This window comes from Pseudomonas soli (assembly GCF_900110655.1).
Classification (GTDB): Bacteria; Pseudomonadota; Gammaproteobacteria; order Pseudomonadales; family Pseudomonadaceae; genus Aquipseudomonas; species Aquipseudomonas soli.
The window spans coordinates 138,842-158,464 of the sequence record NZ_FOEQ01000009.1 but is presented as its reverse complement, the minus strand read 5'-3'; the positions used below and the strand labels follow the sequence as shown (position 1 = coordinate 158,464).

Annotated in this window: 17 protein-coding genes and 2 pseudogenes; 8 read left to right on the top strand and 11 right to left on the bottom strand. The window is 57.7% G+C overall.

Features of this window, described 5'->3' with window-relative positions:
• Positions 1–7: 7 nt before the first annotated feature.
• Positions 8–1,549, bottom strand: a complete 1,542-nt coding sequence (locus BMY03_RS19420; protein WP_094012002.1) for a class I adenylate-forming enzyme family protein — start codon at positions 1,547–1,549, stop codon at positions 8–10.
• A 3-nt stretch (positions 1,550–1,552) separates the two neighbouring features.
• The gene (locus BMY03_RS19415; RefSeq protein WP_094012001.1) at positions 1,553–2,731 is read right to left on the bottom strand and encodes an acetyl-CoA acetyltransferase; all 1,179 of its coding nucleotides are present in this window, start codon (positions 2,729–2,731) and stop codon (positions 1,553–1,555) included.
• 140 nt (positions 2,732–2,871) lie between these two features.
• On the opposite strand from BMY03_RS19415, the gene BMY03_RS19410 reads away from it, so the two are divergent.
• The 3 genes and pseudogenes from BMY03_RS19410 to BMY03_RS26690 form a co-directional block, all read left to right on the top strand.
• Entirely contained in the window at positions 2,872–3,444 is a 573-nt protein-coding gene (locus BMY03_RS19410) for a LuxR C-terminal-related transcriptional regulator (protein WP_094012000.1), read from the top strand.
• A gap of 61 nt (positions 3,445–3,505) precedes the next feature.
• A complete protein-coding gene (locus BMY03_RS26220) occupies positions 3,506–4,084 on the top strand; it encodes a hypothetical protein (RefSeq protein ID WP_143067571.1) in 579 nt (192 codons plus the stop codon).
• 127 nt (positions 4,085–4,211) lie between these two features.
• Positions 4,212–4,310, top strand: a pseudogene (locus BMY03_RS26690) (RNA polymerase subunit sigma); the annotation flags it as partial.
• 36 nt (positions 4,311–4,346) lie between these two features.
• On the opposite strand, the gene BMY03_RS19395 reads toward BMY03_RS26690, so the two are convergent.
• The 3 genes and pseudogenes from BMY03_RS19395 to BMY03_RS19385 form a co-directional block, all read right to left on the bottom strand.
• Positions 4,347–4,634 (bottom strand): DUF3077 domain-containing protein, encoded by a 288-nt coding sequence (locus tag BMY03_RS19395; RefSeq protein WP_094011998.1) that lies wholly within the window; start codon positions 4,632–4,634, stop codon positions 4,347–4,349.
• Between the two features lie 185 nt (positions 4,635–4,819).
• Positions 4,820–5,076 (bottom strand): annotated as a pseudogene (locus BMY03_RS26685) (hypothetical protein).
• Positions 5,077–5,448: 372 nt separating this feature from the next.
• The gene (locus BMY03_RS19385; protein WP_094011997.1) at positions 5,449–5,844 is read right to left on the bottom strand and encodes a RidA family protein; all 396 of its coding nucleotides are present in this window, start codon (positions 5,842–5,844) and stop codon (positions 5,449–5,451) included.
• A 141-nt stretch (positions 5,845–5,985) separates the two neighbouring features.
• On the opposite strand from BMY03_RS19385, the gene BMY03_RS19380 reads away from it, so the two are divergent.
• Positions 5,986–6,900, top strand: coding sequence for a LysR family transcriptional regulator (locus BMY03_RS19380; protein ID WP_094011996.1), 915 nt, complete (start codon positions 5,986–5,988; stop codon positions 6,898–6,900).
• A gap of 298 nt (positions 6,901–7,198) precedes the next feature.
• Here the strand turns inward: BMY03_RS19380 and BMY03_RS19375 are convergent, their stop codons facing one another.
• Complete coding sequence (locus tag BMY03_RS19375; RefSeq protein ID WP_094011995.1) at positions 7,199–8,479, bottom strand: dTDP-4-dehydrorhamnose 3,5-epimerase family protein; 1,281 nt, start codon at positions 8,477–8,479, stop codon at positions 7,199–7,201.
• A 68-nt stretch (positions 8,480–8,547) separates the two neighbouring features.
• Positions 8,548–8,940, bottom strand: a complete 393-nt coding sequence (locus BMY03_RS19370) for a hypothetical protein (RefSeq protein ID WP_094011994.1) — start codon at positions 8,938–8,940, stop codon at positions 8,548–8,550.
• 712 nt (positions 8,941–9,652) lie between these two features.
• On the opposite strand from BMY03_RS19370, the gene BMY03_RS19365 reads away from it, so the two are divergent.
• From BMY03_RS19365 to BMY03_RS19350, 4 genes are all read left to right on the top strand, one after another.
• Positions 9,653–11,497 (top strand): VPA1262 family N-terminal domain-containing protein, encoded by a 1,845-nt coding sequence (locus tag BMY03_RS19365; protein ID WP_094011993.1) that lies wholly within the window; start codon positions 9,653–9,655, stop codon positions 11,495–11,497.
• Positions 11,490–12,131 carry a hypothetical protein gene (locus tag BMY03_RS19360; protein WP_094011992.1) on the top strand — a complete coding sequence of 214 codons (642 nt, stop codon included), beginning with the start codon at positions 11,490–11,492 and terminating at the stop codon, positions 12,129–12,131. The genes BMY03_RS19365 and BMY03_RS19360 overlap by 8 nt, the downstream gene beginning before the upstream one ends.
• Positions 12,132–12,133: 2 nt before the next feature.
• On the top strand, positions 12,134–14,041 hold the full coding sequence (locus tag BMY03_RS19355) for a hypothetical protein (RefSeq protein ID WP_094011991.1): 1,908 nt from the start codon (positions 12,134–12,136) through the stop codon (positions 14,039–14,041).
• Positions 14,042–14,312: 271 nt separating this feature from the next.
• Positions 14,313–14,870, top strand: a complete 558-nt coding sequence (locus BMY03_RS19350) for a GNAT family N-acetyltransferase (protein WP_094011990.1) — start codon at positions 14,313–14,315, stop codon at positions 14,868–14,870.
• A gap of 100 nt (positions 14,871–14,970) precedes the next feature.
• Here the strand turns inward: BMY03_RS19350 and BMY03_RS19345 are convergent, their stop codons facing one another.
• The 4 genes from BMY03_RS19345 to BMY03_RS19330 all read right to left on the bottom strand — a co-directional run bounded on the left by BMY03_RS19345 (position 14,971) and on the right by BMY03_RS19330 (position 19,619).
• The gene (locus BMY03_RS19345) at positions 14,971–16,221 is read right to left on the bottom strand and encodes a purine-cytosine permease family protein (RefSeq protein WP_244891341.1); all 1,251 of its coding nucleotides are present in this window, start codon (positions 16,219–16,221) and stop codon (positions 14,971–14,973) included.
• A gap of 184 nt (positions 16,222–16,405) precedes the next feature.
• On the bottom strand, positions 16,406–17,380 hold the full coding sequence (locus BMY03_RS19340) for a 5-oxoprolinase subunit C family protein (protein WP_094011988.1): 975 nt from the start codon (positions 17,378–17,380) through the stop codon (positions 16,406–16,408).
• Complete coding sequence (locus tag BMY03_RS19335; RefSeq protein WP_094011987.1) at positions 17,377–18,249, bottom strand: 5-oxoprolinase subunit B family protein; 873 nt, start codon at positions 18,247–18,249, stop codon at positions 17,377–17,379. The genes BMY03_RS19340 and BMY03_RS19335 overlap by 4 nt, the downstream gene beginning before the upstream one ends.
• Positions 18,246–19,619, bottom strand: coding sequence for an acetyl-CoA carboxylase biotin carboxylase subunit (locus BMY03_RS19330; protein WP_094011986.1), 1,374 nt, complete (start codon positions 19,617–19,619; stop codon positions 18,246–18,248). The genes BMY03_RS19335 and BMY03_RS19330 overlap by 4 nt, the downstream gene beginning before the upstream one ends.
• Between the last annotated feature and the right edge of the window lie 4 nt (positions 19,620–19,623).

Genomic DNA, 19,623 nt, shown 5'->3' with positions numbered 1-19,623 from the left:
TCGCGGCTCAAGGGCTGCCGAGCGACCCGTCCGGGTCCAGCAGCCATTGGCGCAATTGGGTCTTGAGAATCTTGCCATAGCTGTTTTTCGGCAGCTCGGCGCAGAACAGGTACTTCTTCGGTTTCTTGAACGAGGCCATGCGCGCCAGGAACCACTCATTGAGCGTCCGCGCATCGAGGCTGCCTGCCGTGCGCGGCACGACGAAGGCCACCACCGACTCGCCCCACTCGGGGTCGGCTTCACCCACCACGCAGGCCTCGAACACTTCGGGGTGCTGGATCAGCACTTCCTCGACCTCGCGGGGATAGATGTTGCTGCCCCCGGAAATGATCACGTCCTTGCTGCGGTCCGTCAGCGACAGGTAGCCCTGGCCGTCGAGAAAGCCGATATCGCCGGTGTGCAGCCAGCCATCCACCAGGGCCGCCGCGGTGGCCTGGGGATTGTCCCAGTAACCCTGCATCACCACCGGGCCGCGCACGACGATCTCCCCTGCCTCGCCAGCCGCCGTCTCCCGGCCCGCGCCATCGACCACGCGCACCTCCACGCAGGCCTGGGCGCGGCCAACGGAAGCGGCGATGGCCGGCCAGCCCGGGTTGCCACGGTCGGCGATGGCCTCGCGGGACAACGCACTGATGGTCATCGGGCATTCGCCCTGGCCGTAGATCTGCACCAGGCGCGGGCCGAAGATGTCCAGGGCATCCACCAGGTCCGCCAGGTACATCGGGCCGCCGCCGTAGACGATGGTCTTGATGCCTTCGCCGGCATAGCCTTGCTCGCGCGCCTGCTCGACCATGCGCTTGACCATGGTCGGCGCGGCGAACAGGCTGACCTGCCCCAGCGATCGCGCCAGGGTGAACAGCTCCGTCGCCTGGAAGCCCCGGGACAGGGGCACCACGTGCCGGGCGCCGCAGCGCACGTGGATGAAGTTGTACAGCCCTGCGCCGTGGGACATCGGCGCGGCATAGACCACGGCGTCTTCGGCGGCTACCGGGTCGACGTCCAGCGGATAGCACAGCGACATGGCCACCAGGTTGCCATGGGACAGCATCACCCCCTTGGAACGCCCGGTGGTGCCGGAGGTGTAGAACAGCCAGGCCAGGTCGCTGTCCTGGCGTGGGTGGGGCGCCTGCAGCTCATCGCTGGCCGGCAACCCCGGCATGCACCGGGCAGGCGTGGCCAGCTCGCGGCAACCGTTCGGCAATGCCAGGTCGGCGAACAGCTGGCCCTCGTCGGTGAAGATCAGCCGCGCCCCGGCATTGCCGGCGATCCACGCGGCCTCCAGGGCGTGCAGCTTGTGGTTGATCGGCACCGCCACAGCCCCGCACCACCAGATCGCGTAGAGCAGTTGCAGGTAGTCGCAGCTGTTCTTCATCAGCAGCGCCACCCGCTCGCCCGGTTCGATGCCGTGCACGTGTCGCAGCTCCAGCGCCCGTGCCCGCACCTGGGTGGCAAACATCCGGTAGTCGGCGATCTGCCGCGGCCCCTCGAACAACGCCGGCCGCTCAGGCCAGCGCAGGGCCGCATCCTGCAACCAATGGGCGATGTTCATGGCTCAGACCCTGACGGCTTGCAGCACGCTGGCGTAGTTGGCCACCGCCATGCCGCCCATGTTGAACAGCAGGCCGAACTCGGCATTGGGCACGCCCAGGCCGATGGGCTTGCCGGTCAGCTGGGCGAAGCCCAGGGCATGCATCGACACCCCGGTGGCCCCCACCGGATGCCCCTTGGCCTTGAGCCCGCCGGACAGGTTCACCGGCAAGCGACCACCCTGGCGCACGATGCCGTCGTCCAGGGCGCGATGCCCCTCGCCACGGGGCGCCAGGCCCATGGCTTCGTAGATCAGCAGTTCGGCGATGGTGAAGCAGTCGTGCACCTCGGCAAAACTCAGGTCGTTGAGGGTCACCCCAGCCTCGCGCAGCGCCCCGTGAATGGCCCGCTGCGGCCCCTCGAAAGCCAGCATGTCGCGGCGCGACAACGGCAGGAAATCATTGACCTGAACCATCGAGCGGATCGCCACCTGGCGCCGCATCGAGCGGGCGCGGACAGGCGAAGCCAGGATGATCGCCGCAGCACCATCACTGATCAGCGAGCAGTCGGTCAGGCGCAGGGGCGCCGCGATCAGCGGGTTGCTCGGCGACACCTGGTTGCAGTGCTCGAAGTCCATCACCCGGTGCATCTGCGCCAGCGGGTTGGCCATGGCGTTGGCGTGGTTCTTCACCGCGATCGCCGCCATCGATGCCAGTGGGCTGTGGTAGCGCTCGGTGTATTGCTGGGCGACCTGGCCGAACAGCTGGGCAAAACTCAGGCCGGCCTCCTGCAAGGCGTTCTGGTAACCGGCGCCGGCCAGCGCCCGGGTGACCTCGACCGTGCTGTTGCCGGTCATCTTCTCCGCGCCGACCACCAGCACCAGCTCGGCGGCGCCGCTGCGGATCGCGTTGATCCCGGCCTGGATAGCCGCCGAGCCCGAGGCGCAGGCGTTCTCGCAGCGGGTAGCGGGTTTGAAGCGTAGTTGCGGGTCGGCCTGCAGCATCAGCGAGGCGGGGAAGCCGTCGGCCACCAGGCCCGAGTTGAAGTGGCCGAGAAACAGCGCGTCGATCCCGGCGGCGTCGATGCCTGCATCCTGCAAGGCATCGCGGGTGACCTGGACGATCAGGTCTTCGAGGTTCAGGCCATCCAAACGACCGAAAGGGCTGTGCGCGGCGGCGACGATGGCGACGGAATCGTGGAACATGGTGTTTTCTTCTGTCCTTGAAGCGGGTATTGCATACAATGTGTCAGCACCCGAATCCCACGCTAGTTGGGGCAACTACGTACACGAGTAAGTAGTGAGCCTTACGGGGCATGACCATAAGCACCGAGGCAGGAAGCCTGATGACCGTACCCACCCACGCCTCCCCGGACCTCGAGCGCCTGGCGTTCCAGGTGTCACCCGCGCCGCAACTGATCACCGGCCACCGGCGCATGCTCGACTGCAACGAGGCCTTCGCCCGGCTGTTCGGCTACACCCGCGAGGAGCTGCGCGGGCACCTGACCCTGCTGCTCTACCCTTCCCAGGCTGACTACCAGAGCATTGGCGAGCGCAGCGAGCACTGGCTGCGCAACGGTCTGGGCGCCTTCTATTCGGACGAGCGTTTCATGCAGCACCGCAGCGGCGAGGTGTTCTGGGCCCGTGCCCAGGGTTTCACGCTGACGGCGGAGGATCCGTTCAAGCTGATGATCTGGCATTTCGAACGGCTCGACCGGCAGCCGGCACCAGCGGTGCAACTGACGCCTCGGGAGCGGGAGATTTCGTCGCATATCGTGAACGGGCTGACCTGCAAGGAAGTCGCGCGGCAGCTGGGGATATCGCATCGGACGGTGGAAGTGCATCGGGCGCGGTTGATGAAGAAGTTGCAGGCGAAGAACAGTGCGGAGCTGGTATCGAGGATAATTTTCATTAGCTGATCCCTACACCAGTAGCAAAACGCCAACCAAACCATACAAACCAGATAGGACCGGAGTCACCTTGAAACTGCTAGACAAAAAGTGGAGTCAAATAAGCCACATCCACAATACGCAAATAGTCAAGTCAATTTATATATGGCTGTTCATCGTTCCTATACTGGTAAAGGCACTTAGCGAAGTCCCTTCACACCTAAATTTTCAAATCGCAGGACAAGCGATTCCGATTAAAATGGAGCTTCCATTTTCATTTTTCTGCTTTTATCTAAGCGCCTTCTTTTTTGTACTATCAAACCTGATTTTCAACTTTAGGTGCCCTCAACTGGTAAAAGACCACAGCTCTTGGAGAAGCTTTGCCGAGCACGGAAAGGGCATGGAGCACCTTTCAAACTATGTCGACAACCTAGACGTTTCGGCACAGGCAAAAGATGAAGCTTGGCAAGTGGAGCCCACTCGCAGTCCTGGCGGGTTACTGCAAGACCAGTTCTGGGCCTTCCACAACCTCGGCGAGTGGCAAACGCCAAAATCCAGAAAAATGGCTGTTGGCTTGACCTATTTAGCGTTTGTCTTCATGGCCTGGGTGATCATTCAAAACTTACTGACTGTTTCGAAATATGCATTCCTTCACCAGCCTATAAGTTAGTCGCCAGCACATCCCGGCTGAACTGCACCTAGCAATCCCCCCGCCACCCCGAGAAAATGCGATCAATTACCATTTGCGCCTTGAGCCCTGCTCTATGTCGACGCTCGACCGCTAGGCGCTTCACCAGCTGTACTGCGAAAATAACAGCTGGCTGAAAAGCTGGCTGCGCGCACGCCTGGGCAATGCCGCCGATGCGTCCGACCTGGCCCACGACACCTTCCTGCAAGACGGGGCGGCCCTGCGCGCGCCGCCCCTGTCTGCGTCATACCTTCTTCACCATTCCCATATGCGCATCATCCATCAATGCCTTGGCCATATCGCTCAGGTAGTGCGATGCCCAGACCAGCACCGGTTCGTTGTCCATCACACCGATGAAGGAAGCCCGGCGGGCGCTGTCGAGCAGCACGGAAGCCTGCTCTATGGCGTAGTTCGCACAGTTGCCGGGCTCTACGCGGAACAGCCGCGTACCTTTGATGGCGCCTTCCAGGCAGGTGCAGGTGCCGACGGTCCAGCCGAGGTGGCCGTGGTCTGCAGGGGTTTCGTTGTCCATTTGCGAAATCCTCGGGTGTCTTTGATGTAGCGGGATCGAAGACCGGGTTGCGTGCCGACGGTTTATGCATCGGATGCTTGGGAGCGGGCTTGTCCCGCGATGAGGCAAGCCCAGGTAATGACGGGAATGGCGTCGGCAGTTTCACCGATCCGGGCGCCCACTCTCACCAGTCCGTGGCGCCCCTTTCAGTGCAAAGTGTATGACGGCGGTCGCGTACTCATGTGGAGCTGGGCAAGTGCCGACTCCAGCAATGTGCGGGTGGTGTCAAGCTCGTGCATCATCGTCAGCATCACTAGGGTGGCAGGTGATTTTGGCAGGTGATTGAACGATTGATGGGCGACGGCCAGCGCGCACATGACGTACTCGGTGGCCTGGACCAGGGTGTCTTCAAGGAGATGGGGGACTCGGTGGACGGTGGTGGATCCGGGACGATCTTGAGCATGAAGAAATTCTCTAGTTGCGCTGATCGGACCGCACCCCATCGCTTGCAGGCGAAAGGGTGGCGGCTACGTACGGGCCTGCAAGACCGGGGCAACTAGAGTAAGCCCGGCTGACCCGAAGGCCACCCGTACGCAGCCACCATGACGCACGGCCAATGGCTTAGACCAATGGCAAGGGGTGGTGCTGATCTAGTTGTCCCGCTCGGGCTTGCAGACCCGGTCGCTACTTTTTTTGTAGCGACCCAGCGAGACTAGACCTCGGTTGGATGCCGTAAAAGCGGGTAAAGCATGCTTCGGAAACGGACTACTCGAAATAGGGAAAATCTTATTCATGCCTGTAGGACGCGCTATGAACTTGCTCCCCTACCCCATTACTATTGCGGCAGTTTCGCGATCACCTTGATCTCGAAATCGAAGCCGGACAGCCAAGTCACGCCGATAGCGGTCACCGTGGGATAAGGCGCTTCGCCCCAATACTCGGCTGCCACCTCCCAGATGGTTTCGAATTTCGAGTCGGGGTCGACCATGAAGATGGTGGTATCAACCACATCCTCGAAACTACCGCCCGCCTCGGCCAGGATCGCGTTGAGGTTGGCAAAGGCCAAACGAACCTGAGCCGCGAGGTCCGGCTCGGCCGAACCATCCTTGCGGCTGCCGACCTGACCGGATACGAACAAAAAACCATTGGAGCGAATCGCCGGCGAGTAGCGGTGCAACTCGTACAAAGCATGGCGATCTGGCGGGAAAACGACATCACGTTTGCTGGACATTACCTACCTCGTTCGGGGCCATCAAAGCCCGTTGTTTACGGTGAGGCCACTATAAGAAGGCCCTCTACCCTGGATAAACGGGCAGTTCTGGCCAGAACTGTTTGTATACTCCAAACAATCCAGGTGCGAACGAGGCGTGGAATGGACCGATTCGATGCAATGCAGGCGTTTGCCCGGGTGGTGGAAACCGGCAGTTTCACCAAGGCGGCAGCCACCCTGCACATGAGCAAGACCACCGTGACGCAGCTCATTCAGCAGTTGGAAGCAAGGCTGCGCGTGCGCCTGCTCAACCGCACCACACGCAAGGTCAATGTCACCGCCGACGGTGCGGCCTACTACGAACGCGTCGTCCGGTTACTGGCAGACATGGACGACGCCGAGACCAGCTTGTCCAGCGCGTCGATGGCACCGCGCGGTCGGCTGCGGGTGGATGTACCCAGCCCGCTGGCGCGAATGCTGCTCATACCCGCCTTGCCGGAATTCTTTGCACGCTATCCAGAAATCCAGCTGACCGTGGGCGTGAGCGATCGCATCGTCGACATCATTGGTGAAAACGTCGACTGCGTGGTGCGTGGCGGCGAGATCACCGACCAGTCCCTGGTGGGAAGGCATGTTGGCGATCTGAAACTCGGTATCTATGCCACGCCCGGTTATCTGCAGCGCTTCGGGACACCGGCGCACCCCCTTGAGTTGGAGGAAGGCCCGCACAAGACCGTCGGCTTTCTCTGGTTTCGTACAGGCAAGACCTTGCCCTATGCAATGCACCGAGGTGATGAACGCTTGGAGGTCCAGGCGCAGCCGCAACTGACAGTCGATGACGGCAATGCATACCTAGCCGCCGGCCTGGCTGGCCTCGGGATGCTCTGGCTGCCGCAGTACATGGCCAAACCGCACCTGATCAGCGGCGAATTGCTGCCGCTGTTTGAAGACTGGCACATGGCGTCAATGCCGATGTACCTGGCCTTCCCGCCGAATCGCCATGTCAGCGCCAAGGTGCGTGTGTTTATCGACTGGATAACCGAATTGATGGCCGAACATGCGCCGGTGATTGGCTGATACAAGTGCAAGGCCGCTCCAGGACCAGGCACTCCGAATTTTTGCTTTTGCCCGTTTTCTGACAGTGCGGTGGAGGCCGACTATGGGTCGTTACTGGCATTTCGTGACTGGCCGCTTCCGACCCAAAGCGGTCCTTTGTGAAGGGCAGAAGTCGGCCAGAAGCAGTCATTCACCGGGAATAGCTTCACCGACATCCAACACTCAATCGTTCAGAAATTCTGCATTAGGAGCGAAAGTTTGAATTTTGACAAAACCAAGCATTTAGGAAACACTGGCAAAATTTGCTGCCCTATGAGTTTCATGCTTTTCTGAGCAACAGCCTAATTGCTACCCCATGCCCATCTTCCAGCAAAACGCTTAGCGCAGAAGAAGATAAATCATTTTCACTCAAAAATCGCTGCTGCCTGAGTGCTAGGCTATGATAGTACTCGAGTGGGGCATCATTCTCTACTATTTCTAAGATTGGCGCAGGTCTAGCGGCTAGCGGCCAGTCAATAATATCATTGCCGGGTTCCATTCTCTCTAAGTTTCCAGCGCATCGTCTAGGGCGATTTATCGTATAAACGCCTTCAATTGATTCAAAAGCGTGAGCGATGCCCGGCGGAATTACAAGAAACTTAAGAGCACTTGGATGAAAGGTGATCGAGCACTCCTTATGAAGGGTGGGGCTATCTAACCGGCAGTCAATGAAATGCGCACGAATGCTACGCGACTCCTCCCCCACAAAGGTCAGGCGATCCTCGGACTCCAAGTGAATTCCATATGCATCATGAGAATACTCTGCGGTCCCGTGATCAATTACCTGTAAAGGCGATGGATCAATTAATGCGCTATATCCCGTGTGATCGTCTCCCATGACTATATAATGACGCCTCCAACCGAGCCCGGAGATATTTTCAATGTTTTCCCATTCATCAGGCCACAGTGATTTATCGATGGGCTTGCGAACGCTTAATTTGACAGCGGAACCATCATCCAAAATAACATCTTCAGTTATAGGGTAGTCGTGCCTTACTAAGTTAAGCGTTTCTTTTTGGTAGTCGCGAAGAAGATCATAGAATCGTTGAGATGCGGGGAATTTGTTTGGTGTGACACGAGGCAATTCTGAATCTGTAACATCGAATGCGAAGTTTAATATGTCCGCGCCGGTCGCCCACGGATTTTTTTCGGTGATAAGCAGTTCTGGTGGAGGCAGCAGCGCCTCATATGCATTGATTGTAAATATTTCCTCCAACCCCTCAAACGCATGACCTACCCCTGGAGGAATACAGAGCATTTCAGTGGTGATTGGGTGAAATTTTTCAACATGGCGCACGCCATAAGTCGGAGAGTCACTGCGGCAATCCACAAAAAAACCCGTGATGAGCTTGGTTGGGCTACCCAGAAAAATCAACTTATCAGCAAGTCCAAAGTGCAAGCCGTAATGACCGTGATTGAATGGCGCCACCCCATGGAAAACTATATGCACGGGGCGTGTGATGGGTAGCGGTAAAACTTTAGAAGATCCACCATTATCCATGCTTGCAAGGCTTACAAACTCCAAGCCAAGTATTGGGGTTGAACGTGACGTGGAATTCATGATTTTCACCTAAAGGAAGTGATGGTCACCGCAAACGATGACCATCGACCAACTATTGCTCGTAAGAGTCAGCGCTTATCAATAACACTTCTAGGCATAGCCTGCACGCCGGCCGCATCAAGGACTTGAACCTCATAGCCTGCATCTTTAGCCGCCTTAATTAGTCCTTTCAGGTTGGCCTTAGGGAATTTCTGAAGAAACGTACCAACCGCCATCTGCTTGATGTTTCCCATTACTGCGGCAGTAAGCTCTACCCGATCATCCGCAGTCAGTTTTGGCTCTGACATAACGGCATTCATCATCAAAGTTCCAAGCGCCTTGTCCCCTGGCATTACACGGTCTTGATATCTTGTGATGAGCCGAATTGCCGCATTGTCAAAGGCATTCAGGTCTGGTGCGGCCGCGGTATCATATAGATCTCCGAAAAATTTCTTAGCAGCCTCTATAGTCAGGGTAGTCATATTTAGCTTCCTCGGTCCCGGCAATTAATTAGTGTTGAGCAAGGGACTATAGACCACTCAGAGCTAAACTCTGCCCGCTTAAAAGCCACTTGCTTTTTAAGTATCGTCTATTTACATCATCTGGCGACAAATTACACGGTAGCTGTCTGCTGGCAGAATGCAAGCATAGAGCTTGACTTCATCGATGACGGTGTCCGGTTGTCGAAATTCCGCTATTGGCTGTTAGCTGCCTACCGCGAAGGGCAGCTACGGGTCGTTAACGGACATTCGCGAAGGCTGCTAACGACCCATAGCTGCCGGTGGCCAAAGGCAGAAGTCGGCCATGAGCGGCCATTCGCTCACAACCGTTTTTTGACCGGTCAGCGCCTGCCTCCCTTTGATCGAGGGCTACGCATCATCCCGACTATGGACGCGGGAATGGCACATTGCTAGTCTACGGGGTCGTAAGCACAGCCAGCTGGACAGATGCTTTCAGAACAAGCTTCCTCAGCCAAGAAGGTTCATGTTGATGCCGGAATGAGCACCCTGCGCTACCGACACATAGGGTCGGTCATTACAGGAGACAGCCAAGTCCAGATCTTCCCTTCCGGCTACGCCTCCGCATTCCTCCGTGCCGCTACATAATGGATATGTATGCACCCGACAGAATGACCTTCGGGGTGGCACTCCATTGAACTCTTAACTCAGGCCTCCTACCGATACCGAGCCCTACATGGAAAGTGAAAGCAGTCACCCATACAGCAAATTGATTGATGGCTTCGAACATGCCGTCGTGCATGTCGCGGTGGTTGTACCACCATCTTCGAAGCGTTCTACATCTGACGCTCCGCCTACATCTGAACGACCTCCTCTGCGTTTACTGTTCGCATCGGTCTGGTTCCTGGCGTCAGGAAGGCAAGTCCCATCGAGACCTCCCAAGCCCTACTTCAAAAAATTCAAGGAAGAAGGCGCTATTGCGGTCGACCGTATTGTCATGACCGCGGAAGAGGCCGTCCGATGGTACCGAAGCGCATCGGAAGAGCTTCATACACCTAGGCCCCTAAATGGTTTCCGGGAGGGCTCCGACGACGTACCTCTCTCCGCTGGCAGACTAAGCGACTTCCCAAGGTGGCCTGTACTGGGCGTGCCAATGGAAAGTGACGACATCACACTTAAATCTGAACGTTCTTCCATCCCCTTCCGTAACCTCGGCATCATGAGGTACACACGTCGAATTTCAGACAGCCAAGAATGGCCGAGCTTCCTTGACCAAGAGGGACAAAGCAAACATTGCCAGGAAGCTTTCCAATTCCTAGAGCACCACATGCATGTCAATTTTAGGGAGTACCCTGAATATCTGGGTGGGATGGCACTCGCCGTGCCTGACTGCGATGTCCTTTCAGTCCGACAATTCGTTGATCCTAAAGAGGACAGCTCTGAATCGTTGTACTTCCATTTGAAGCCCCACCCAGGCCGGAAACTTCAGGGTCTAAGCTTGACCTCGATGGAAGGCCAGGAAGGTGTACTCACCTCCTTCGATACAGTTCCGGTACCGGAGGATGGGTTGGTTGAAATTAAAAGACCATACTCTATCCACGTCTCAGGGCTAGTTCTGACACACAAGGAGCGCGGGGTGTTGATGCAAACGCCCATGCGACAGTTCATGCGGCAAATGAACATGACGACAGAGGTGGTCGAACGACGCGTCAAGGTTCAAGCCCCTGAAACTGATAAAAAGAAGAGCCCAGTCAATGAGTACTTTGCCGAAAAGAAGGCGTTGGCATCCTCTCAAACATTTGGTGAGGCACCGAACGCAACAGACGCCTTTCAGCGTTTGCTGGACGCAAAAAGAGAACGACTGCTCAATCACAGCGCCCAGCTATATGATCAGACCTGGTTTACGACTGACCAACGCAAAGAAGCACTCGAACACATCAGGGAAAAGCTTAAACACGCTCGCTCCACTATCTTCATCGCGGATCCCTACTTCAGCGCAAATCAAATCCCTCAATACCTGTTTGCTATAGAGCGAGACGAGATAAAGATACAAATCCTGACTTCAAATAGCGCTTTCAAGAAGATCAAGGAAGCAGAAGCCGGCACTGAGGCCGAGACTAGTGAAGGCTCCCTGGGCTCTCACCAGGCATTGATCCAAAACCTGACTATATTCCAAGCCAGTCACAAAAATAGTATTGAAGTCAAAGTCGCGAATACAGAAAGCAGTCTGTTCCATGATCGATTCCTCGCCGTCGATGGGCGCGTGTGGATGCTCGGCAGCTCGCTGAACTCTATCGGCATACGGCCAACGCTTATCATGCGCATACCGCATGGTGAAAAAATCCTCGCCCACCTTATGGGCCTCTACAAAAACGCCGTTCCCCTGGAGGACTTCAAAGTTCCGCGGGAAGCACCCAAAAGACCATGTGTGCACTGCGGGCGTGACATGGTAGACACGAAAGAAGCGCAGTTGCCAAAAGCGGAGGGAGGGGGTCAGGAGCAGGGTGTGCCGAACGGACAAGGGACGCAGGACGCGGAGATGCAGGACGCACCGGGCGCGCAGGCCGTTAATAATGGCTAAGTTCTCGTCCCAGATTAGTGTCAGTACGACCGCGCCGGCGGTAGAGACAAATTTTACTCCGCAGCTACTCATACCTTGCGAGGCGCCCTACCGGGACGAATCACGCCATCATTTTCCATGTATTCATGCCATCAAGGCTCGTCGCGCAGCTCCGGATGTACGGTTAGTCGAAGAATTTGAAAAAGCGATTAGTACTGCACAAAAAGTCTGGATAATTGACAAGCATTTATTCTCTGCGGACGGCCCAAAACCAGACCATAGCCGAAGAATTAAAAAAGTCGTGGACTGGTTTTACACAGAAAACATTCAAACGGTAAAAATATTAACTGGTCATCATGATTCACAGAAAGAAATCGAGAAAGATTTCGAGGATTTAAAGCAGCTCGTAACAGAAGACCGAGCCAAACTCGCCCCACCCATCACAATAGCACTCTCATTTGCCCTCAGAGACGCCGATTGCATTCACGATCGCTTTGCTATCATCGATAACGAATTATGGCATTTTGGCGCAACTGTAGGCGGTTTTCACCGGGACGTAAATGCTGTGAGTAGGGGCTGGAATGCTCAGACTCATGACGCAGTGCAGTTTTTTGATACAGCTTGGAAGATGGCCAACGACAACGGGAGAAAATAGTCATGAACAAAGAATGGCAATTGCCGCCCGCTTATGAGTCGGACATGCACAAATCGTACACAATCGCCGAATCGGTGATTGGAGACTTCGCAGAAGGTCGCTTCGCACCTCCCGACGTATTGTTCACGTCTGTTACAGAATACTTCTGCGCCCAGGACGATGCCAAGAATGCTCTTAAGAGGTTTACCACCCAACTGGGCGGTTCCAACGAGGACTTCGATGCGTCAGACGATCCGAGAATTCAGGCGGCCTTGGCAATCGGAATTGTAATGGCCTGGGCCTCTTCAGAAACCGAAAACCGGTACACCGCCTTCAGGGCTCTCGTCCGAAACTCATGGTGGGTTGAGCACTTGTGGACGGAAGTGGCACTGGTTGTAGCTCTGAAAAATGATGTTTTCAAAGAAGCACTCTTAAATTTAGCCGATCACCATTTCGTCGATGCTGAAAAAAAGCTGCTTCAGGAAGATGCGGTTGATCCATCCCATCCAACCACCCTCGATGAAATTTGGTACGGACATACTAGGGAAAGTCGGGTCGATGAATCCAGTTGGCCATGGATTGAATTGTTAGCAAAGCTCGATCCCGACAAACTGTTTAAATGGATGAATTCCACACAAAGCCTACTCTTGATCAATCGAGTACTCGACAGCCCGGAGTTCTACCGTAACTACGATCTGTGGGAGCAGTTCACACTCGGGTCTCCACCAAGTTTCCAAAGCGATGGCGCGTGGAATGGAGCCCTATTGCTTCCCAGCTTGCTCAGGCACGGTAGTGCGAAAATCATCCACATAGCCAATGGCCGAGAATACCATTCGTCTGTGCTAGAACCGCACGTCAGGTCACTGCTCGCCTGTTTCGTGGCTACTGTCGCTAAAAGATCCGATTTCGAGGGTCTGTTCAAGCGTTGGGGCACATGGCTCACTCGCCAGCACCTTAACTTCCCTGATAACAACTCGGAAAAAAATCGACCTCTGAGCAGCCAAGATATATTATGGGAATTAGCCGATAAACTCCCACTTCCATTTTCCCCAACCGTTTCCGACCAATTGAATTTTTCTTGGGAGCCATGGGTTTACCAATCCATGCTAGCACTTCTACATTCGAACGCCCCCAACAAGTTTCCGACACCGGACGTCAGTGCCTTCATCAAAGAATGGAGCTTGACACCTACCGAGTGGAACTCCTCCAAAGGTAAGTCGCTTCGAAGCCATGTTAGTGAATATCACGCTACTCAGCCCAACAACTATGCTTGCCGGGTACTTGGGTATTCCGTCGCATTGAGCGATGACTTCACCAGTCACTGGCTGAGCATGTGGAACTCTAGCGTTGCGCTGAGAGAAATTCTCGAATTCCGTCCCATTTATAAAATTTCCAAAGAATGGCAACCTTCGGATGCTTCAGGACTGATGCGCACCTTGGTTGACATAGGCCTGGGGATTCTGGACTGTACTGCCAACGCACAGGAGACTCTCAATCCCGAAATACTTAAGCAATCCGCCGCGCTATTTCAAGCGCTGTGGGAGGCTACCACTGAGATGTTGAGCATTGACTTCTATGGTGACGACTTCTGGCCAATCATGCAGCAACACCTAGTCATTCGCAGGCTACGGTGGACAGTCGAAGCAGAGAGCGCGAATGATGAACATTACAGCAAATGGCTAGATCAGGCCGCCTACCCGACGTCACGGGAAACATTGGCCTTAGTCTCCAGCAATCCCTGTTCATTCATAAGCTTGCTGCCCCTGCTTGTCCAAAACCAAATTCCTAAGCAAGCCTTGAAGGACTTGGTCAACCAGGTCGAAATTGACTTAGCTTTTCTCGCATCGAGTGCAGCCAGATACCAGAGTGGACCTGAGAGGAAATTCAAGATACATCCTCATCACGTCAACTTGATCGAAGAGTTAACTTAGATCAGCAAATGATATCGGGGTGAGTCGCCCCTATTTCCGAGGCGCTTTCAATCTTCAAGGAAGAGCTGCTCACCCTGCTTAACTGTCCGCTTTTGGCCGATTTCTGCCCTTCGTGAAGGGCAGCTTCGGGTCGAAAGCAGCCAGTCGCGAGTGACCGCTTTCGCCCCATGGCTGCCCTTGGCGAAGGTCAGCTAACGGCCAGAAGCAGTCGACACAAACCAGCCCGGTACAGATAATCAAAATCTCACAGGGATGCCCAGGAACAAATGTCATGGACTGTCTTCCGACGCTTATCACTGATCGGCTGGTTCTCACCCCCCTCCAGTTAGAGGATTCGCCCATCATCCAGGAGCTGTTCCCCTGCTGGGAGGTGGTTCGCTACCTCGATCGTCGTGTCCCATGGCCGTATCCAGAAGACGGGGCGCTGGTCTATGTCCGAGATATCGCCCTGCCTGCCATGGCAGCAGGTCGTGAATGGCACTGGATGATCCGCATGCGCGACGATGCCAGCTGCACCCTGGGTAGCATCAGTTTGTATGATCAGCCTGGAAACAACAGAGGCTTCTGGCTCGCCCCACAGTGGTGGGGAAAGGGCTACATGCGCGAGGCATGCCGGATCATCAATGCCTATTGGTTCGAGACACTGTCGCGTCCGGTCATGCAGGTTCCCAAAGCGGTTGCCAACGACGCATCTCGCAGGGTCTCGGAACATGAGGGTATGCGCTTGGTAGACGTGCGGCCAGGAGATTTCGTATCTGGACGGATGGAGGTCGAAGTATGGGAGATGACTCGTGCTGCCTGGTTAGAAATCTCGACTGCCAGTCGCTAGTTTTTTCACGACTGCGTCCGCTCCTCGCCTGCTTTCGAATTGCCTGACCGCCGCTCGGCGACTTTCCGTCCCCCCCCCCCGGAGGTGTAACGGCTAAAACTTACTGAATCGACTGCGATAGTACCCGGCTTCGTCTGGACAAACCTGCTTGCAAGGCGAACGCAATCATTACAGTCGATGGTGCAGAAAAGCTGCCCAGCCCGCCACCGGCAAACATCAAGGCCAGCCCCGAAGCGGTGGCGCCAAACCAGGCCGTCAAGCCGACAGCATTCCATGCGCGCTCCCCGCCGAGCGCAACCACGTCAAGACGACCCAAAAGAATCTGCGCTAATGCCACGCCGACCCAAGCCACTACAAAGATGCCTTGGTAGGCCAACGCCTTGAGCAAGTATGCGAATACATCCGCGAGCATCAGGCCATACACGATCAGCCCAACCGCCAGCGCCCACAGCAGGTACGAACCACACAGGCCGAAACGGGAAAAGAACGCCTGCATGTTCAAGGTCGCCAGGTAGTAATTGGCCGTGTTGATCCGGGTTTGCGTGGCCCAGACGAACAACAGCCCCCACAGCCCCATCAACTGCAGGATCGCCATGACCACCGACACTTCGTTCAGCGCGCCTTCGTGGGGAATGCTGCTGACCAGATAGATGCCCGCCGCGCCATTGAGCAGGAAAGTCACCATGTAGAACGGCATGCCGAAGTTCCAGCGACCATGGTACTCAGCGTCCTCAGGTTTGCCGAAACGCGCGTAATCGAAGGTGAACAGCATCAGGATCCAGACCCCCATGTATGCCACGAAACAGTCCCACCAGCCCAATGCAGCGGGAATCGCCGGGCCAAAGTCCAGCCATTGCGGCTGGTAGCCATAACGACTGATCGACCACCCCACCGCCGCCAGCAGACCGCCGAGGTACACCGGCAGCAGTACACCGTTGAGCTTGTCCAGCCAATGCTGAACGCTGCCCAGCACCATCGGCACGCTGTACAGCACCACCAGCAATGCAGCCAGCGGATACGCCAACTGTGGATACAGGTGATTGAGCGCCACGGCGATCACCGAACCCTCGAAAACCGCGTAGTAAATGGCCGTGGAAAAGAAGATCAGCGTCGCCAGGCACGCACCGGTGCTACCGAACAGCAGCCGCGAAAACAGCGCCACCGACAAACCGCTGCGCATCGCGAAGCGACTGAGCACGCTGTTGACCAGGCCATAGCTGATCACCGACAACAGCATGCCGATCAACGCATTGCGCGCGCCGTAGGACAGCGCCAGGGAAGCGCCGACCACGATATAGAACATTGCACTGCACACCGCCCACCAGGCCATGGTCAACGACAGTCGCCCCATGCGCGCGTCGGTCGAAACGGGGTGATTGGCCGGGTCCTTTCCGGTTTGACGCGATTGCGATAAAGCAGCCATATGCGTGAACTCCAGAGCCAGTCAGAGGTTGAAGCGCGGGCAGCCGCCCCCGCACCGAGGGGCGGCGTTGGCTAGCCTTTTTTGGCTTTACCCGCGCAGTACGGCGGGCAGATCAGGAAGGGAACAGCTTGCTCAGATAGCTGAGTTTTTTCTTGTAGGAACGTCGGGCTTGCAGCGCCTCTTCCAGAGTCACCGCGACGAAGCGGGCCTTCTGGTTGGGTTGCATCTGGCCGACCAGATCGAGGTCGGCGCTGATCACCGTGCCGATCATCGCGTAGCCGCCACCGGACACTGCATCGCGGTGCAGAATGATGGGCTCGAGCCCTGCAGGCACCTGGATAGAGCCGATCGGGTAGCAGCTGTCGACGATGTTCGAAGGATCGGAGCCGGCGCCGAACGGCTGCTCGCGAGGCTGGAAGCTCAGCGGGCTGCCACCCTTGAAGCGATAGCCGATGCGATCTGCCTCCGAGCCGACGGTCCAGGCTTCGGCAAAGAAGCTGTCCGCCGCCGCCAGGGTCAGACGGTCGTAGTACAGCCCTGGCACCACCCGCAGGGTGATCTCCCCTCCCAGCGACTGTCGCAACGCCATGGGCAAGCTCGCCCCGACACACCCCTTGCCGCTGGCGGTGCCGATCGGCAGTTCATCACCCATCACCAGCCTGCGCCCCTGAAAACCACCCAACGCCCCCAATGTGTAGGTGGAGCGACTGCCGAGCACCACCGGTACATCGATACCGCCGGCCACCGCCAGATAAGCCCGCGCGCCAGCCTTGGGAAAATCGAAACGCAGCACTTGTCCGGCCTTCACTTCGAAGGCGGTGTCCAAGTGCATGTCCACGCCATCGACTTTCGGCGTCATCTGCGCACCACAGACCGCCACCAGGGCGTCCTGCTGAAACTCCAGCTCCGGCCCCAGCAAGGTGCACTCCAGCGCCGCCGAATTGGCCGGATTGCCCACCAACTGGTTGGCCGCGCTCAGGGCGTACTGGTCCAGCGCCCCGGAAGGCGGGATACCCAGGTGGTAGTAGCCCTCGCGGCCGAGGTCCTGCACCGAGGTGGCCAGACCGGGTTTGAGTACCTTGATCATGCCAGCACCTCCTGCAGCGACTTGGGATAGCCGATCGGGTCGGCGAGAAACGCATCGAGCGAGAACTCTACTGGACGGATGCGCAGGTCGAAGCGCCCGGCTTCGACCTCGGCCACGGCGTGGTCATAAGCATCGCGGTCCATCGACTTGAACTGCACGATGTCGCCCGGACGGAAGAACACCATGTGTTCCTTGAGGTACCCCAGGTTCTGCTGCGGGTCGTAGATCGGTGCCGGAGTGACGCCAAACATCTGGTAGCCACCAGCGCCACGTACCGAGTAGATGCAACCGAAGCAGCCGCCATGGCCCAGGGTCAGTTTCGGTGTGTCGGTGCGGGGTCGCAGGTACTTGGGCACCTGCAACTGCCGTTCGCGCTCGACCATCTGGAACATGAACGGCAGGCCCGCGACGAAGCCCACCATCGAAACGAACCACGGCGCGCCACTGTGGGCGGCGATGAACGCCTCGACGTCGGCCAGGCCGTTGATGCGCGCGGCGTACTCCAGGTCCGTGGCGTTCGGGTCCTGGTGGCGGTCGCGAAAACGCATCAGGGTTTCGTGGGTCCACGGATCGTTGTAGAGCACCGGGATTTCGATGATCCGGGTGTGCAGGGTGCGCTCGGCCACGGCCTCGGCTTCGGCGCCCTTCACCGCTTCGAGCAGATCGGCCGGGGCGATGCGGTCCGGGTCGAAACGGATCTGGAACGAAGCGTTGGCCAGGCACACGTCGAGCACGCCATCGAGGGCCAGGCGCTCCACCGCACGGGTGACGGCCATGCCCTTGAAGAAGGCTTCAAGGGACATGCTGTCGCTGACTTCGGCAAACAGGTGTTCGTCGGCGCCAAAGCTGTAGCGAATCGGACTGTTCATGCTGCACCTCCGCTGCGGCGCTCGGCCAGCCAGGTTTCCAAAGTGCCGGTGTGGAAGTCGGCGGTGTGCAGCCAGGGTTGCTCCAGCAACTCGCCGTGCAGAGACAAGGTGCTGGCCATGCCCGTGAGCGTGGTCTGCTCCACGGCCAGTCGCGCGCGGGCCAGGGCCTCGGCGCGATCGCTGCCATGGACGATCAGCTTGGCCAGCAGCGAGTCATAGTATGGCGGTACCCGGTAGCCTTCATACAGATGGCTGTCGACGCGCACGCCCTCGCCTTCCGGCCAGTTCAGCGCTTGCACAAGACCCGGGCTTGGGAAGAAATCCCGCGCCGGGTCTTCGGCGTTCAGGCGCATTTGCAGGGCCGCGCCGTTGAGCCGGATATCGCTTTGCTTGAGGCCCAGCGGTTCGCCGCCGGCGATGCGCAACATGGCCTGAACCAGATCGATGCCGGTGATCAGCTCGCTGACCGGGTGTTCCACCTGGATCCGCGTGTTCATCTCGATGAAGAAAAACTCGCCGGTGGCGTCGTCGTACAGATACTCAAGGGTGCCCGCGCCCTGATAGCCCAGGGCCTCGGTCAGGCGCACGGCACTCGCGCAGAGGGTCTCGCGCTGCTGCGCATTGAGCACAGGCGACGGCGCTTCTTCGAAGATCTTCTGCCGGCGGCGTTGCAGCGAACACTCGCGTTCGAACAGATGCACCGCATGCTTGCCGTCGCCCAGCACCTGCACTTCGATGTGCCGGGCCTTGCCGATGAAGCGCTCCAGATACACCGCGCCGTTGCCGAAGGCGGCCTGGGCTTCGCGCTGGGAACGGGGGAATTCTTCGCTCAGTTGCTGCGGGTTTTCCGCCAGGCGAATCCCACGCCCTCCGCCACCGGCCGAGGCCTTGATCAGCAGCGGGAAACCGACGGATTCGGCGGCTTTGAGCGCCGACTCCACATCGAACAGTTCATCCGGGGAGCCGGGCACCACCGGCACACCCGCGGCTTGCGCAGTGCGCCGAGCTTCGGCCTTGTCGCCCATGCGCCGGATGGTCTCGGGGCTTGGGCCTACGAAAATCGCCCCGGCGGCTTGCACCGCTTCGGCAAATTCGGCGTTCTCCGAGAGAAAGCCGTAGCCTGGGTGCACCGCGTTGGCGCCGGTGGCCTTCAGGGCACCGAGCAGCGCTTCGACATTGAGGTAGCTCTTGTCGGCGCGAGCCGGGCCGAGGATGTGCACTTCGTCGGCCATGCGTGCGGCCTGGGAATCGACGTCTGCTTCGCTGCACGCCGCCACAGTGGGAATCCCCAGCGCTTGCGCGGCACGGATGATCCGCACGGCGATCTCGCCACGGTTGGCGATCAGCAGTTTACCAATGCCTTGGGTCATGGTC